At 39.7% G+C, this 14,748-nt stretch carries 17 protein-coding genes; 13 read left to right on the forward strand and 4 right to left on the reverse strand.

The features are described from left to right. Nucleotides 1-57 precede the first annotated feature (57 nt). Nucleotides 58-1,005 (reverse strand): helix-turn-helix transcriptional regulator, encoded by a 948-nt coding sequence (locus BLW74_RS04875; protein WP_089690303.1) that lies wholly within the window; start codon nucleotides 1,003-1,005, stop codon nucleotides 58-60. A 96-nt stretch (nucleotides 1,006-1,101) separates the two neighbouring features. Between BLW74_RS04875 and BLW74_RS04880 the strand changes: the two genes are divergently transcribed. Beyond that, nucleotides 1,102-2,607: an FAD-dependent oxidoreductase gene (locus BLW74_RS04880; RefSeq protein ID WP_228424794.1), complete on the forward strand. Its 1,506-nt coding sequence runs from the start codon at nucleotides 1,102-1,104 to the stop codon at nucleotides 2,605-2,607. Nucleotides 2,608-2,858: 251 nt separating this feature from the next. Here the strand turns inward: BLW74_RS04880 and BLW74_RS04885 are convergent, their stop codons facing one another. The 3 genes from BLW74_RS04885 to BLW74_RS04895 all read right to left on the reverse strand — a co-directional run bounded on the left by BLW74_RS04885 (nucleotide 2,859) and on the right by BLW74_RS04895 (nucleotide 4,407). Continuing rightward, entirely contained in the window at nucleotides 2,859-3,497 is a 639-nt protein-coding gene (locus BLW74_RS04885) for a histidine phosphatase family protein (RefSeq protein WP_089690305.1), read from the reverse strand. Between the two features lie 23 nt (nucleotides 3,498-3,520). Next, nucleotides 3,521-3,976: a DinB family protein gene (locus BLW74_RS04890; RefSeq protein WP_089690306.1), complete on the reverse strand. Its 456-nt coding sequence runs from the start codon at nucleotides 3,974-3,976 to the stop codon at nucleotides 3,521-3,523. A 146-nt stretch (nucleotides 3,977-4,122) separates the two neighbouring features. Next, a complete protein-coding gene (locus tag BLW74_RS04895; protein ID WP_089690307.1) occupies nucleotides 4,123-4,407 on the reverse strand; it encodes a hypothetical protein in 285 nt (94 codons plus the stop codon). A 329-nt stretch (nucleotides 4,408-4,736) separates the two neighbouring features. On the opposite strand from BLW74_RS04895, the gene BLW74_RS04900 reads away from it, so the two are divergent. From BLW74_RS04900 to BLW74_RS04950, 12 genes are all read left to right on the forward strand, one after another. Beyond that, on the forward strand, nucleotides 4,737-4,949 hold the full coding sequence (locus BLW74_RS04900; protein WP_089690308.1) for a hypothetical protein: 213 nt from the start codon (nucleotides 4,737-4,739) through the stop codon (nucleotides 4,947-4,949). A 119-nt stretch (nucleotides 4,950-5,068) separates the two neighbouring features. Continuing rightward, complete coding sequence (locus BLW74_RS04905) at nucleotides 5,069-6,820, forward strand: cbb3-type cytochrome c oxidase subunit I (protein ID WP_089690309.1); 1,752 nt, start codon at nucleotides 5,069-5,071, stop codon at nucleotides 6,818-6,820. Between the two features lie 12 nt (nucleotides 6,821-6,832). Next, nucleotides 6,833-7,828 (forward strand): cbb3-type cytochrome c oxidase subunit II, encoded by a 996-nt coding sequence (locus BLW74_RS04910; RefSeq protein ID WP_089690310.1) that lies wholly within the window; start codon nucleotides 6,833-6,835, stop codon nucleotides 7,826-7,828. Between the two features lie 2 nt (nucleotides 7,829-7,830). Then, complete coding sequence (locus tag BLW74_RS04915; protein ID WP_228424774.1) at nucleotides 7,831-8,094, forward strand: hypothetical protein; 264 nt, start codon at nucleotides 7,831-7,833, stop codon at nucleotides 8,092-8,094. A 5-nt stretch (nucleotides 8,095-8,099) separates the two neighbouring features. After that, the gene (locus BLW74_RS04920; RefSeq protein ID WP_089690312.1) at nucleotides 8,100-8,507 is read left to right on the forward strand and encodes a cytochrome C; all 408 of its coding nucleotides are present in this window, start codon (nucleotides 8,100-8,102) and stop codon (nucleotides 8,505-8,507) included. Nucleotides 8,508-8,589: 82 nt separating this feature from the next. Beyond that, nucleotides 8,590-9,186, forward strand: a complete 597-nt coding sequence (locus BLW74_RS04925; RefSeq protein ID WP_089690313.1) for a Crp/Fnr family transcriptional regulator — start codon at nucleotides 8,590-8,592, stop codon at nucleotides 9,184-9,186. A gap of 300 nt (nucleotides 9,187-9,486) precedes the next feature. Beyond that, entirely contained in the window at nucleotides 9,487-10,371 is an 885-nt protein-coding gene (locus BLW74_RS04930; RefSeq protein ID WP_089690314.1) for a KGG domain-containing protein, read from the forward strand. A gap of 70 nt (nucleotides 10,372-10,441) precedes the next feature. Beyond that, on the forward strand, nucleotides 10,442-11,047 hold the full coding sequence (locus tag BLW74_RS04935) for a ferritin-like domain-containing protein (RefSeq protein WP_089690315.1): 606 nt from the start codon (nucleotides 10,442-10,444) through the stop codon (nucleotides 11,045-11,047). Between the two features lie 447 nt (nucleotides 11,048-11,494). Next, the gene (locus BLW74_RS04940) at nucleotides 11,495-12,298 is read left to right on the forward strand and encodes an SDR family NAD(P)-dependent oxidoreductase (protein ID WP_089690316.1); all 804 of its coding nucleotides are present in this window, start codon (nucleotides 11,495-11,497) and stop codon (nucleotides 12,296-12,298) included. Further along, nucleotides 12,295-13,047, forward strand: a complete 753-nt coding sequence (locus BLW74_RS04945; protein ID WP_089690317.1) for an SDR family oxidoreductase — start codon at nucleotides 12,295-12,297, stop codon at nucleotides 13,045-13,047. The genes BLW74_RS04940 and BLW74_RS04945 overlap by 4 nt, the downstream gene beginning before the upstream one ends. A gap of 23 nt (nucleotides 13,048-13,070) precedes the next feature. Next, the gene (locus tag BLW74_RS22780) at nucleotides 13,071-13,202 is read left to right on the forward strand and encodes a hypothetical protein (protein ID WP_262487311.1); all 132 of its coding nucleotides are present in this window, start codon (nucleotides 13,071-13,073) and stop codon (nucleotides 13,200-13,202) included. A gap of 2 nt (nucleotides 13,203-13,204) precedes the next feature. Next, on the forward strand, nucleotides 13,205-14,716 hold the full coding sequence (locus BLW74_RS04950; protein WP_167358373.1) for an FAD-dependent oxidoreductase: 1,512 nt from the start codon (nucleotides 13,205-13,207) through the stop codon (nucleotides 14,714-14,716). Nucleotides 14,717-14,748: the final 32 nt, after the last annotated feature.

The raw sequence follows: 14,748 nt of genomic DNA on the forward strand, positions 1-14,748 counted from the left end.
CAGGACGGATATTGATGACCCGTCCTGATTTATTTTGATACCCGATTCACATCCTGTTTAAGAAGAGAGACTGTACTTCTTTGGTTTCATCCCTATATGTTTTTCAAATATTCTGGAAAAATGACTGAGATTACTGAATCCTAATTGATATCCCGCTTCAGAAACAGATAGTTGTTCTTCCCTTAATAATCTGGCCGCCTCCTGCATACGCAGGGTTTGAAAATAATTATAAATACTGTCTCCAAATACCTGCCGGAACAATTTGACCAGTTTGCTCACACTCATATGGTGCTGCTTTGCCAATAGAGTTAATTGTGGAGGCTGATCCAAACACAAGGCCATTTCGTTCCGAATAGAAAAAAGACTTTTTGCATCCGTAGCATTAAGTATGTAATTTGTGATTGGTATTCTTCTGAAAAACGATTTCAAAAATTCATAAAGGAGCTCTTCGGCTTTGATCTTAAAAAATAAGAGATTGAAAGGAGCTTTTTTATCTTTGAGAAAAACATCTTGAGCAATGTCGCGGATTTTTGTAGAAATAAATTCTTCATAAAAATAAGACTGATGCTTCAGATTGCTAAAAAATTCTCGTTGCACCTCATTTTCCATCCAGGAGCTGAGGTAATCTACCGTAACGCCAATGATGATGTTGCTGGAATGCACGTGAGGAAACACATCAATCTCCAGTGCCAGGTCAGAAGAAGAAATCTGCACCGATGAACGTAGACTGTCAGGATGGTGAGAGGCGGGGAAAATATTTCTGAAGCTGAAGACAACCAGCTCCCTGTTTACTTCCAATTGACTTCGGATTATTTTTACCGGCTTGGTAAGCGTATACTCCTGCAGCATCATTCTCATCTCTGAAAAAAGTTCGATCCTTTTCATATAGCCGCTTCCCAGTTTATCCGGTATCAATACGGAACCATCTGCGTCACTTATTCCGCCGTTAGCGATAATATATTGCAACAAATCATCTGTAACTATAGGTTGAATTTCATTTTTCATAATACCGGATAGAACTATTATTCTGTTAAATATAGCTATTTATATTCTTATATGCTCAATAAATTTGTTGAAAATAAAATTAAAATGATAAATACGATGAAAGCAGGCTATGACGTAATTGTTGTTGGTGCAGGACCAACAGGATTGATGCTGGCAAGTGAGCTGAAATTGCAGGGTGCCAGCGTGGCAGTGATAGAGAGAAGAGCACATGGAACTTCCAGTGAATCACGGGCTCCGGGTATTAATGCCCGCACCATGGAAATATTGGGGATGCGCGGATTGGCAGAAGATTTCAAAGCCCTGGGCAAACCATTAGAAGCAGTATTATTTTCAGGGCTCATGATGATGCCTAAAAAATGGGATGATCTTTGGCCTGACGCATTGATTTTGCCTCAACATCAAACCGAAAAATTATTAAGAGAATATGCTGAAAAGCTGGGTGTTATTTTCCATTGGTCAACAGAACTCATAGATTTTTACCAGGATGAAAATGAAGTGAAAGTTCATGTAAAAAAAGATAATGAAGTACAGCAGCTGAATGCCCTTTATCTGGCAGGTTGTGATGGCGGAAGAAGTAAAGTTCGTGAAATCTGCGGTGCTTCGTTTACCGGAGAAGATCCTCAGTCGCATTGGATTGTTGCCGATGTTGAACTTAAGAATCCACCAGCAGAAAATCAGCGGTTCGGACGAAACAGCCGTATTGGCACCTATCAGGTTTCCAGTGTGGAAGAGGGCTGGTTCCGTGTAAGCTTAATGAAAATACAGCCGCCTCTGGACCAAAGGGCAAAAGTGACCCTTGAAGAGCTCCGTCAGGCCATGCTAGAAGGTATAGGTACTGATTTTGGTTTAGTGTCTGCGAGATGGATGTCTCGTTTTACCGACAGTTTCAGGCAAGTTTCACAATACCGTTTTCAAAGAATCTTATTATTGGGAGATGCTGCCCATACCCATTCTCCAATTGGAGGGCAGGGACTGAACCTTGGCATTCAGGATGCTGTGAATTTGGGCTGGAAATTAGCATGGTCGGCAAAAGGGCTGGCTGATGAAAAGCTTTTAGACACCTTTAACGAAGAACGTCATCCTGTTGGTGCTCTGGTTTTGAAAATGGCCAAGGCGCAGACCGCGCTCATCAAACCCAATCCACAAATAGAAGCTCTGCGCTCTGTTGTAGGGGACCTGCTCATATCGCCCGAGTCAACTTTGAAAATAAGCCGTATTTTAAGTGGCTTAGGAATACAGTATTCTTTTGGCGCAGGCCTGCATCCTCTGGTTGGTCAACGTATGCCTGATGTGGAGCTGGTGGTAAATGGAATTCCAACCTCTTTGTATGCACTTATGCATTCTGGTAAAGGAATAGTTTTGAATCTTAATGATGACATCTCTTTTTCGGTTCCGGAAATATATAAAAAGCAGGTTGAAACCATCAGGGCAGTTTCTCATATTTCCACAATAAATAATCAATGGAAATTATCTGCTGTAGGTGAAGTACCCGTCGTCTCTCAACTACTGATCCGTCCGGACGGCTTTGTGGCCTGGACCAATGCGGATGAGACTACAGGACCGGAAAATATTTTGGAAAGTTGGCTTTCAAACATAAAATAACCTGATGTGTATTCTAACGTTCCTAAAAAATTATGAACACAACGATTCCCGATTGCATCAGTTTTAATCTTCTAAAATGATAAGAAGCCTTTAAAAAGCAGCACATTTCATCATTTTGAATAAGCAGATTTCGGGTGAAATTTTCAGCATGATGAGTAAACTTCTGCGTCAGAATAGGCAATGTGCTTGCTTTATTTATTGGGATAAAATATGAGATAATTAAACCATTTTAAAAAATCTTTACTTGAAGCTTATAACAATTTTTGTGCATTGGCTATTTTGTAGGAGGTATCGCTCAGTTTCCTGATGATCCTTTTTCCATCAATTGTTTGCTGCAAAAAAGATACACCACCGCTTACTCCGTATAAATCAATTGAATTAAGCATTTCCACATCCAGCCCAAGCCACATCACATTGAAAATGCTTAAGGTCTCACCGTGGGAGACGATAATGATGTTTTCATCCGGACTTTGTACTACTTTTTCATAAAATGGCTTTAATCTCTGCCAGACATCAAATCTTGACTCTGCATTGCTGAAGCATTTATCGTACATACTTTTTTCTTCCTGCTCTATATTGTCCTTGAGCCACTGCACAGATTTACCGATAGCTTTTCCCAGGCTTCTTTCCTTGAGAGCATCTGTAAATTCGGGAACTGTATCAAATGTATGGCTTATTATTTCAGCGGTTTCTCTGGTTCTGATGAGAGGTGAGGTATACAGAACAAAAGATTTGCCCTGAACCTCACTTTGTAAATTATACGCAATGTTCTCGGATTGCTGAATACCCTTTTCCGTAAGATTCCAGTCAGTCCAGGAACCCACCATTCCATTTAAATGATGTATGGATTCAGGATGCTGTACAGTAATGATATTTTTCTTCTGAAACATTGAAACTTTTTAGATTTTATGGGTTAAATAAGCTTTCTCATGCTCATCATATACCCTAAGTGAAGTCCTTCGTGAAAATTATTCCACTCAAACGCTTCCCGGATCGTTGTTACATGAAAGCCACTGCCGGTAGTACGCTCGTTATACGTAACAAATATGTTATTCTGAAAATCGTTAACAGTGGGTTCCATTTGTGAAATGAGCAAATCCTTAAGAAGATCAGCTTCTGCCTGAGATACAGGCGATGTAGGTCTTGTACCGGACTGATACTTATTAAATATGTCTTCAGGAATATGCCCCTTCAGAGAAGAACCTATATAAATTAACTTATGATGTGTGGCAATTATATGGCCGATGTTCCATATAAGGTTATTGTTAAAGCCTTCAGGAACAATGTTCAGCTGTTCCAATGAATAATTTTCAAAAAACTTCAGGTAAGCCGCTCTGCTTGTTTTCCACACTTTAAAGACTGCATCCATCCTCTTGTTACTTTTATTGAAAGAAGTTAATAAAATACTTTATTTTACCCCAGTTGGAGTATTCATTACAAAGCTACAGATATTATAAAATAAGCCAAAGCATCACTGAAATAAATATTTTTCTTAACCTGTAAAATATTGGAAATTTATCTTTTCGGACGGGCACTGTCAGAAACAGCTGCATTAATATTGCCCTCGGCATTGCCTGTATTATTATTGCTTGTTTTTCTTCCTCCAATATGATCTTTTGTATTGATGCTGTCCCGGCCTGAGGTACTGTCAGTCTCTTTCAGTGCAGAGTCAGTAGGGGAAGAATCTTTAATTATTGTGGTTGAATCGGAAACGGATGTTGTATTTTGGGTTTCATATTTTTTTTGACATGCTACTATGCTGACAGCCAAAGCGCATAGTGGGAAAAGTAAATTTTTCATAGAAATTTTGTTAATTGGGTTTATTCTGTCAAAATTCGATTTTTTGTTTCCGATATTCTATGAGTACAATCACAATGCAAGCAGATTCTTAAAAATATTCTTTTTGAAACCATAACTTTTTCCTCTCCACGATATCTTTTTTTTAATTGCTGAGTTTTCAACCGTTACTTGAATAAATGGTTATGATGCATACTAATTAAAGAGTACAATATATGAATGTGTACGAAGTAATTAATTAAAATCAAAAATAAAACATTATTATGATAAAGATCATAAACTGGCAAGATCTAAGTGTATACCTTTGAATACACACCACAAAATTTATCATTATGAAATTACTTATTCTGTTAATGCTGTTTACAGGATTTCTCCTTAGCAGCTGTAGAAAAGAATCCCAGCCACAGCAGACTCACATAGACAGTCTTAATACAGGGGACAGTATGGTTTCCGGAACAGCCCAGATTACACCGGATTCCGGAGACAGTACGCTTCCTATGGATAGTACTGCTTATGATGTAGACTCTATTAAGAAAAGCAAATAGCCTTTTGATACAATCACCTGGTGATGCTTCCATTTTTTTGGAGGCAGGGTTGATGTTGTCCTGCAGTGAGTATTAGCACTCCGGAATTACCTATTAAAAATAATCCATACACTTTTGTCATGGCAGAATCGTCATTGTTTAATCAGACCGGTATACAGCTTACCTTGTTTTTGATGTTAATCATTATTATAGCAGGCTTAACGGTCCTTGTCTTTAAGTTTTTATCGGTATATTCAGCTATTTTAAGGCGAAGGGAATATCTTGAAGCTCAAAAGAAAATCCAAGAATTAAGCCTTTCAGAAATAGAAGAATACCAGAAAAGAGAAGCCGAGCTGAAATTTGAGCTGTCAGAAAATGAGCTATCGGGAATACGGCCTCCTGCAGATGAAAAAGGAGTAGTCCAGAACATCAATTTCGTTGAAGAATTCAGATTCTTTCCCAATAAAAGGAGAACCTCCTCTTTTGTCAATTATGTATCCCCTCAGCTTACCCGGCTTATTTTGCTGTTTTTAGGAACTGCGGCATTTTGGCTGATAATAGGTACCTCCTTTGGGCTCTATGCCGGAATAAAATATGTAGCACCGGATATAGATCATATAAGCTGGTTAAGCTTTGGCAGACTAAGGCCGGCACATACCAATGCCGTATTTTGGGGATGGGCTTCGCTTGCTATGGTTGGGCTGTCCTATTATGTTGTGACCCGCGTGAGCAATATAGAGAATTACAATTTAAAATTAGGATATACTTCTCTTATTCTGATGAATATTGCAGTGCTTTCCGGAACAATATCATTGCTGGCAGGAATTAACAACGGCGGGGGAGAATACCGGGAGTACATCTGGCCAATCATGATTACATTTGGGACCGGAGTTGCTTTTTCCACCTACAATCTGTTTAAACCTGTTGCAGAAAGGCTCGTGAAGGAAATTTATATTTCTAACTGGTATATCATTGCAGGTTTCATGTTCATCGTTATTGTCATTGCGGTAGGTTATTCTCCTATATGGCAGGATGGGATGGGAGAGACTATTACACAGGGATATTATATGCATCAGGCAATCGGAATGTGGTTTATGATGATCAATCTGGGACTGATGTATTATTTCCTTCCTCAGCAGCTCAATAAGCCTATTTATTCCTACAGTTTGGGAGCCCTTGCCTTTTGGACTCATATTCTTTTTTATACTTTAATAGGAACTCACCACTTTATTTTCAGTGCCATCCCATGGAGGTTACAGACTACAGCGATCATTGCCAGTGTGGGAATGCTTATCCCTGTAGCAGCGGGAACAACCAACTTTTTGCTGACTTTCAATAATGCCTGGTATCAGCTTAAAACAAGCTATACACTTCCTTTCTATTTTATGGCCATTATTTTTTATTTCACGGGATCTTTTCAGGGAACGGTGGAAGCTTTCAGATACACTAATTTATTGTGGCATTTTACCGATTTTACAGTATCTCACTCGCATCTTACTATGTACGGAATTATCACCTTTATGCTTTGGGCATTCTCCTATACGCTCATTCCAAGGCTTACCGGAAAAGAACCTCCGAAAATACTTGTTGGGATCCATTTCTGGTTTGCTTTGCTGGGGCTTTTGATGTACGTGATCGCCCTGATGATAGGAGGAACGCAAACCGGGCTTATGTGGATGAAGAAAAAACCCTTTATTGACGGGGTGATCAATATGTTTCCGTTCTGGTTGTGGAGAGCTATCGGAGGTCTGTTTATGTGGATTTCACATTTGATTTTCGGATACAATTTCTATAAAATGGTCAGATTAAAAGAAAATATCAGAATTCCGCGGACCCCTTCCGAAATTCTGGCAGCGAAAAAACAATTCAGCAATACAGATTTACACGCTTAAAACAGGACAATTATGATACTATTAAATGATCATAGAATATTATTTGGGTCAGCTCTCTGTCTCTTTGTTTTCCTTACCCTGTACATCGCAGTATTGCCTGCACTGGATAATCAGAGAATCAACAGGCCTTTGCCAAGACAGTCCAAAGTACTGACGAGAGATGAAAGAGCCGGAAAAATGGTCTATATAGAAAATGGATGTGTAGCATGCCACACTCAGCAGGTCAGAAATGTTGAAATGGATAATGTTTTTGGAAAAAGACCCAGTATACCTGCAGATTTTGCAGTTAACAAAAGAACAGATTTCTGGCGGAACACAGCCAATCTGATGGGAACCCAGAGAGCAGGGCCGGATTTGACCAATGTCGGAGAAAGGCAGCCCAGTGCGGAATGGCATCTTATCCACCTGTTTCAGCCAAGAGCCGCAGTAGAGGCTTCCATTATGCCTTCTTATGAATTTCTTTTTATAGAAAGAGATTATCTGCAGCCGGGTGATGTAGAAGTGAAAGTACCGGAGAAATTCCTTAAAAATAAAAGAAAAAAGGTGGTAGCTACCCCGAAAGCACTTCAATTGGTAGCATACCTGAAATCTTTAAAGCAAACTGATTTTACAGATAAGTCTATAGTGCCTCCGTTTTTATACAAGCAGCAGAAAAAAGAAGAAGGTAATGGACAGGCATCAGGTAATCTGCCGGATGGAGGAGAACTTTTTACAGCGAACTGCGCTTCCTGCCATCAGGCTAACGGAGAAGGTGTTCCGGGCGCATTTCCGCCCCTGAAAGGCAGTCCGGTTGTGAACGGAGGAGATCTTGAGCTGTATGTTACTATCATTATGAAGGGATATGACCCGAGACCGGAGTTTGCAACAATGCCTCCTGTAGGAACCAATGCGAATTTCACTCCGGAAGATGTTACGGCAGTCATGAACCATGAAAGAACAAGCTGGGGAAATAATGCCAAAAAAGTAACGGTGGAAGAAGTAAAAGTGATAATGGATAAAATAAAATAATTATGAAAGTTTCATTAAAGTATATCATAACAATGGCTGCTGTGTTTTTTACCATCTACACGTTTGCGTGCGATACCTGTAAACTCAGACAGCCCAAAGTAACTCAGGATTTTACCCATGGAACCGGGCCTGAAAGCGACTGGGACTGGTTTATCGTGGGGATTGTTGCTGCAATAACGATCGTAGCCTTTATCTATTCTCTCAAATATCTGATCAGACCCGGAGAGAAGAATAAAAGCCATATCAAATATTACTTTTTAAAATAAAACCCATGACAAAAGATAAAAGCAAAGTCTTTTTGTTCATAGATGATGGTGAAGTTCCCATTGCAGAACTTGAAACCCCCATTGTCTTTGATTTGGACACGAAAAAACTGACAGATGGAGAACATATTTTAAAAATAATAAGCCATTCACCATCAGGAAGAGAAGGAATCCGGAAGGTCAGTTTTATGGTCAGTAATGGCCCGGCAATACGGATTGAAGGACTAAAGAACAAGGATGTTGTAGACGGAACAATATCGCTCATGATCAATGCCTACGACAAAGGAAATCAAAAAAGCTTTCTCATCACGGGCAGCGAGACACCGCAGACAATCCCGTTCTGGATATGGATTATCATCATTTTATTTTCCGGATGGGCACTCTATTACGAGATAACAAGTGCCAATATGCAGTAAGCATGCAGAGAAAATGGCTGTTATATGACAGCAGCTTTTAGCGAAAGAATTTTAAGAATATAGAAATATAAAAAAAAATAGTATGGTTATCAGTGAAAAGTTTTTAGATGCCGCAGGAGCAGAAATCAAGGAATATTACCATGGAGAGCTCATTTTTAGCGAAGGTAGTGCGCCGCTTTACTATTATCAGGTTGTTCGTGGAAAAGTAAAACTGAGCAATCTTCACAAAGACGGTAAAGAATTTCTACAGAATATAATGTCAGAAGGACAGGCTTTCGGTGATGCTTTATTATTTAATAACAAGCCTTACCCAATGGATGCAGTCGCTATGGAGCACTGCGTAATTATGAGATTGTGCAAAAACAACTTTTTAAGTATGCTGCAGTTGTATCCGCAATTGTACGCATCAGTATGCAAATCTTTGTCAGACCGTTTATATTATCAATATATTATGCTGCAGGCCAATTCTTCACAGAATCCTGCTGAAAGGATAATGGGAGTACTGGAATATCTGAAGAGTTCTCAATCCAACCAGGATCCTTTTTCTTTTAAAATCCCGCTGACAAGGCAACAGTTGGCCAATTTAACAGGCATATGTGTTGAAACAGCAATCAGAACTATTAAGATAATGGAAAAAAAACACCTTGTCATTATCAGAGACCGTAAAATTTTCTTTTAGTTTAGAAATACATCATAAAATAAAGAAGTGAATAACCAATAAATGGTGTTGTTATGAAGAATTTAAAGCAAAAAAAATAATATAAAAACGCCCTATTATGACTCGGGTCATAGCACGGCCGGTTTTTCATTGGTATCTTTGAATAGAGATTAAATCATATCTCTTAACAGATCTTTTTGAGGAGCGTTTTTCGGATCCGGCGCTTCGCATTCATTACAATATACTCAACTCTTATTGCTGTCTAATACTAGTCACGGCCAGCAATAATTATCACTAAATATTAATATAAAAAATTCAATTATGAACACTAGAAATTCAAGAAACCGCAGTTCAAGAGGAGGTTCAAACTCATCAGATAATAATCTGGAGGAAGTGTACCAATTAGGATATGATCATGGTTATAACGATGCATCGCAGGATGAAGATTATGACGATGATTTTTCAGAGTACGAAGATTACTTTGATGATGAATATGATGATGAAGATTACGATGAAGACTATGATGATGAAGATGATGATTATGAAGACTATGATGATTATGACGATGATGAAGATTACGACGACGATGAGGACGATGAAGATGATGATAACAGAGGCGGAAGAGGCCGCGGAAACAGAGGAAACGGAAACCAGCAAAGAGACAGCCAGGGTAGATTTACTTCCGGAGGAGGAAGAGGTGGTTCCCGTGGACGTTCTGGTTCAGGCTCCGGCTCCAGATCTGGGTCCCGTTCAGGCTCCGGCTCAGGTGGCAGGGGTAGATCATCTTCATCAGGAAATGGTACCTCAAGAAGAGGTTTTGCATCAATGAGCAAAGCAGAACGTACAAGAATTGCAAGAATGGGCGGTGAAGCTTCTCACGGAGGCGGAAGATCATCAGGCTCAGGTTCAAGATCAAACTCAAGTTCAGGTTCTAATTCTGGAAGATCAGGCTCAGGCTCAGGATCTGGCAGAGGAGGATCAAGATCTGGATCTGGCAGAGGTGGTTCCGGATCAGGTTCTGGTAATAACAGCAGCTCCGGACGTGGTTCCAATTCCGGAAACGGAACTTCAAGAAGAGGTTTTGCTTCTATGAGTAAAGCGGAACGTACAAGAATTGCAAGAATGGGAGGCCAGGCATCTCACGGAGGAGGAAGATCATCCGGTTCCGGAAGATCCGGCTTCGGAGGCAGACGTAATAATTCATAATTCACTTTTATGATTACCTCTTTATAATGAATAAGGAGGTAATCTTTTCCCAATCAAATAATCTGAATATATGGCAACGAAAACATTAGATACCAATAATAAGGGAGCCTCTGAAAATACTTCAGCAGCCACTTCAAAAAATTCAGCAGCCAATACGAAAGCTAATGAAAGTGATAAAGAAAATTCAGGTCTTCATCAGTTTTTCTTATCGGCGCTTAAAGATATTTATTTCGCGGAAGATGCAATTATAAAAGCTTTGGACAAAATGCAGGAAGCGGCTACTACAGAAGAGCTTAAAGACGCATTTGAAGACCATCAGCTTCAAACAAAAAAGCATGTCAGCAGACTTGAGAAAGTATTTAAGCTTCTCAACGAAACACCTCAGAAAAAAGAATGTAAAGCAATTCTTGGAATTATTGAAGAAGGTGAAGAGGTCATCAAATCCACTGAAGACGGCTCTATGACAAGAGATGCAGCATTAATTATTGCAGCACAAAAAGTTGAACACTACGAAATCGCCACTTATGGAGGATTGGTTCAGCTGGCGCTCACAATGGGCCATGATAAAGCAGCAGATCTCCTTGAAGAAACACTTCAGGAAGAAGAAGATACCGATTGGAATCTTACGGAAATTGCTGAAAATCATATCAATTTTGACGCAGAACAGGAGGATTAATGTTCATAACTGTAAACCATATGTCTTTTCAAGATATGTGGTTTACTTTCTTAAGACTTTATCATATACTATTCAGTAGCAGAAGGTGTTACTTCGGGAGCTTTACAGTTCGCTTTTTTACACGTGCCTGGCGCGTCCCTTTTTCTCAGGGAGGCAGAACAAATGTGGCTGTTTTTCCGAAAACATAGCTAAAGCAGCGGCATACAGATACAAAAGCTTTGTGAAGCAGACCTTTCTGTGGCTGCCAAAGGTTATTGTACACCTTTCAGGCATTCGGCACATATCATTTTGCCTGTTTCTCCTCTGTCTGCACAGGAGAAATTAACCTTACAAAAAAGTTGAATCGGTTTCCCGAAACGGATGCTTTAAAAACACAACTCTACTGAATGTATTCCGGGCTGTTTTAAAGAATGAATTCGGCCAGCTTTTAATGTAAAAAAACATACTATGGAACGTAAATATCAATATGCTTTAATTACAGGAGCAACAAGCGGAATTGGGTATCAGCTTGCAAGGCAGTTTGCTAAAAACGGCTATGACCTTGTAATTGTCGCCCGAAGCCATGAAGAATTAAAAAATAAAGCTGAAGAATTCAAAAACTTTGGTATTAATGTTATTGCAATTTCAAAGAATTTATTTCTTCAGGATGAAGTATACTCGCTTTATTCGGAATTACAGCTCAATGGTATAAGTCCGGAAATTCTTGTCAATGATGCAGGACAGGGCGTATACGGTAAATTTCAGGATACCGATATCCATCGTGAGATCAACATTGTAAACCTGAATATTATTTCAGTGATTCTTTTAACCAAGCTTTTTTTAAAAGACCGGCTGCCAAAGGGCTCAGGAAAAATATTAAATCTTGCATCCATTGCCAGTAAAGCTCCGGGTCCCTGGCATTCGGTCTATCATGGAACAAAGGCCTTCATACTTTCGTGGTCTGAAGCCATCCGCGAAGAACTGAAAGATTCAGGGATTAGTGTAACGGCTCTTCTTCCGGGACCTACTGATACCGACTTTTTTAATAAAGCGGATATGAACAGAAGCAAGATCGTGGAAGACAGAGAAAACCTGGCAAATCCCGAAGAAGTGGCCATTGATGGCTACAATTCCCTGATGAATAATGAGGACAAAGTAATTTCGGGCCTCAAAAACAAACTTACGGTCGCAATGGCCAACCTTGCAGCAGACGATAGAGCTGCTCACAGAATGGGAGAAATGCAAAAACCTATAACCGAAAGTAAATTATGAGAAGGCTGCAATTAAAAAATAAATCTGTTTTGCTTACCGGTGCAGACAGTGGTATCGGAAAAGCTGTGGCGCTGCTTTTTGCCGAAGAAGGTGCCGATATTGCCATCATTTATCATCATGAAGATCAGGATGCTGAAAAAACAAAAAATGAAATACTGGCCCTGGGCAGAAGATGTATCCTATTTCCCGGAGATATTAATGATTATGAATTCTGTGAGGATACCGTTAAAAAGGTCATCGCGAAATTCGGAAGAATAGACATTCTGGTTAATAATGCAGGTGTACAGTTTCCTTCTGATAATATCGAAAAACTGGAAGAAAAAAAGATCCGAAAAACATTTGATTCTAATATTATCGGAATGATTTTGCTGACAAAAATTGTTTTTCCTCACCTCAGACAAGGTTCAAGTATTATTAATACAACGTCAGCAGTTGCCTATCAGGGGCATGAAGAACTTTTAGATTATTCAGCAACCAAAGGGGCAATCGTTTCTTTTACCAGATCGCTGGCTCTTCAGGCGAAACCAAAAGGTATTCGTGTCAACGCAGTTGCTCCGGGCCCGGTGGCAACACCACTTACTGAAAAAACTTTTGGAGAAGAGGAAGAAGATATGAGCAAGCCTCCTTTTGAAAGAAATGCGAGTCCTGAAGAAGTAGCGGACAGTTTTCTGTTTTTGGCAGGCAGCGGATCTGCCCAGATAACAGGGCAGGTTCTTCACCCGAATGGAGGAATAATCGTCAATGGATAATATAAAATCATTAGAAAAAATACATGAAAGCAATTATTTTATTAGCAATATGTGCAGCGAGCTTGGTAGCCTGCCGTTGTGATTTACCTGATGATGATGATGACAAGGGTAAAAGTGAAACGAAACCAGTGCATGATACCTTAAAAATAAAATGAATATGAACAGGGATGGAACCAGAAAAAGCATATGGCAGGAAAAGAGTAAAATAGTTTCTGCAGAACCCGCTTTGGAAGAATGGTATGATGTAGCAGTTGTGGGCGGTGGTATTACAGGCATTTCTACTGCGTTAAGGCTGCAGAAGGCAGGACAAAAGTGTATTATTCTGGAAGCTTCCAATATAGGCTTTGGAACAACCGGCGGAACAACGGCTCATCTGAATGACTTCTTTGATACCACCTATGCTCAGGCCATTAAGGATTTTGGTCTGCAGAATGCCAAGCTTTTAAAATATGTAGGCATAGAATCAAAAAATATCATTCGGAACAACATCCGTGAATTTAATATTTCCTGTGATTTTCAAAGTAAGCCGGGTTATTTGTTTGCTTTGGATGATGAACAGGAAAAAAAGCTGGATGCTATTCTTGAAGGAGCAGCTCAGGTAGGGCATTCTATGGTGCAAACTGCTGATACTCCTTTTCCTTTTGCTTTTAAGAAAGCTGCTGTTATTCCTGATCAGGCACAATTTCATCCTTTAAAATATATCAGAAGTCTGGCAGAAGCCTTTATTCGTCTGGGCGGTGTATTGGTTGAAAACTGCTTATGTGAAAGCCATGATGAGAATGAAGAATGTGTAGTACTACAGTCCACCAAAGGAACTGTTACTGCACGGTCTGTCATTTATGCTACCCATATTCCTCCGGGTATTAATATGCTCCATTTTATGAATGCCCCTTACCGCAGCTATGCTATAGCCTTCAGGCTGAAGGGAGATTATCATCCTAAAGAGCTGGGGTATGATCTTGCAGAACCTTATCATTATTACAGAACACAGCAGATAAACGGGGAAAGTCTGCTGATTGCAGGAGGCGAAGACCATAAAACAGGACATGCTGATAATACCGTTGAATGTTTTTCAAAACTGGAAAACTATGTAAGACAACATTTTGATGTTGATACCGCAGTTTACAGTTGGTCCAGTCAGTATTACGAGCCAGTGGATGGGCTCCCTTATATTGGAGTATTGCCCGGAAGTAAAGGAAAAATATTTACAGCAACAGGATTTCGCGGTAATGGGATGATCTTTGGGACTATTACTTCACAGATCCTGGGAGATTTAATTCTGACAGGTTCCAATAAGTATCAGAGACTTTTCGATCCCGGAAGAATACGGCCAATAACAGGTTTTACCAACTTTGTAAAAGAGCAGGCTGCAGTAGTCTGGGATTTTGTGAAAGACAAAGTATTTGCAGAAAAAGTTAAAGCACTTTCGGAGTTATCCGAAGGAGAAGCTAAAGTAGTGAAATGGGAAGGAGAGTCATATGCTGTATATAAGGAAAAAGAAGGCAAACTGCACCTTCTGAAAAGTAAATGCCCGCATGCAAAATGTGAAGTGCGTTGGAACAGTGCAGAAATAAGCTGGGATTGCCCTTGCCATGGATCAAGATTTACTGTAGAGGGTAAAGTACTCACGGGACCTTCCGTAAAAAACCTTCTGAGAATTGAACTGTAATAAATCCGGCATCAGGACAAAGATAACTTTTA

Source organism: Chryseobacterium culicis (genome assembly GCF_900108365.1).
GTDB lineage: Bacteria > Bacteroidota > Bacteroidia > Flavobacteriales > Weeksellaceae > Chryseobacterium > Chryseobacterium culicis.

What these genes read in the sequence shown, in the direction of transcription:
- BLW74_RS04875 (WP_089690303.1), bottom strand. Translation starts at nt 1,005, where the DNA reads ATGAAAAATGAAATTCAACCTATAGTTACAGATGATTTGTTGCAATAT.
- BLW74_RS04880 (WP_228424794.1), top strand. Translation starts at nt 1,102, where the DNA reads ATGAAAGCAGGCTATGACGTAATTGTTGTTGGTGCAGGACCAACAGGA.
- BLW74_RS04885 (WP_089690305.1), bottom strand. Translation starts at nt 3,497, where the DNA reads ATGTTTCAGAAGAAAAATATCATTACTGTACAGCATCCTGAATCCATA.
- BLW74_RS04890 (WP_089690306.1), bottom strand. Translation starts at nt 3,976, where the DNA reads ATGGATGCAGTCTTTAAAGTGTGGAAAACAAGCAGAGCGGCTTACCTG.
- BLW74_RS04895 (WP_089690307.1), bottom strand. Translation starts at nt 4,407, where the DNA reads ATGAAAAATTTACTTTTCCCACTATGCGCTTTGGCTGTCAGCATAGTA.
- BLW74_RS04900 (WP_089690308.1), top strand. Translation starts at nt 4,737, where the DNA reads ATGAAATTACTTATTCTGTTAATGCTGTTTACAGGATTTCTCCTTAGC.
- BLW74_RS04905 (WP_089690309.1), top strand. Translation starts at nt 5,069, where the DNA reads ATGGCAGAATCGTCATTGTTTAATCAGACCGGTATACAGCTTACCTTG.
- BLW74_RS04910 (WP_089690310.1), top strand. Translation starts at nt 6,833, where the DNA reads ATGATACTATTAAATGATCATAGAATATTATTTGGGTCAGCTCTCTGT.
- BLW74_RS04915 (WP_228424774.1), top strand. Translation starts at nt 7,831, where the DNA reads ATGAAAGTTTCATTAAAGTATATCATAACAATGGCTGCTGTGTTTTTT.
- BLW74_RS04920 (WP_089690312.1), top strand. Translation starts at nt 8,100, where the DNA reads ATGACAAAAGATAAAAGCAAAGTCTTTTTGTTCATAGATGATGGTGAA.
- BLW74_RS04925 (WP_089690313.1), top strand. Translation starts at nt 8,590, where the DNA reads ATGGTTATCAGTGAAAAGTTTTTAGATGCCGCAGGAGCAGAAATCAAG.
- BLW74_RS04930 (WP_089690314.1), top strand. Translation starts at nt 9,487, where the DNA reads ATGAACACTAGAAATTCAAGAAACCGCAGTTCAAGAGGAGGTTCAAAC.
- BLW74_RS04935 (WP_089690315.1), top strand. Translation starts at nt 10,442, where the DNA reads ATGGCAACGAAAACATTAGATACCAATAATAAGGGAGCCTCTGAAAAT.
- BLW74_RS04940 (WP_089690316.1), top strand. Translation starts at nt 11,495, where the DNA reads ATGGAACGTAAATATCAATATGCTTTAATTACAGGAGCAACAAGCGGA.
- BLW74_RS04945 (WP_089690317.1), top strand. Translation starts at nt 12,295, where the DNA reads ATGAGAAGGCTGCAATTAAAAAATAAATCTGTTTTGCTTACCGGTGCA.
- BLW74_RS22780 (WP_262487311.1), top strand. Translation starts at nt 13,071, where the DNA reads ATGAAAGCAATTATTTTATTAGCAATATGTGCAGCGAGCTTGGTAGCC.
- BLW74_RS04950 (WP_167358373.1), top strand. Translation starts at nt 13,205, where the DNA reads ATGAACAGGGATGGAACCAGAAAAAGCATATGGCAGGAAAAGAGTAAA.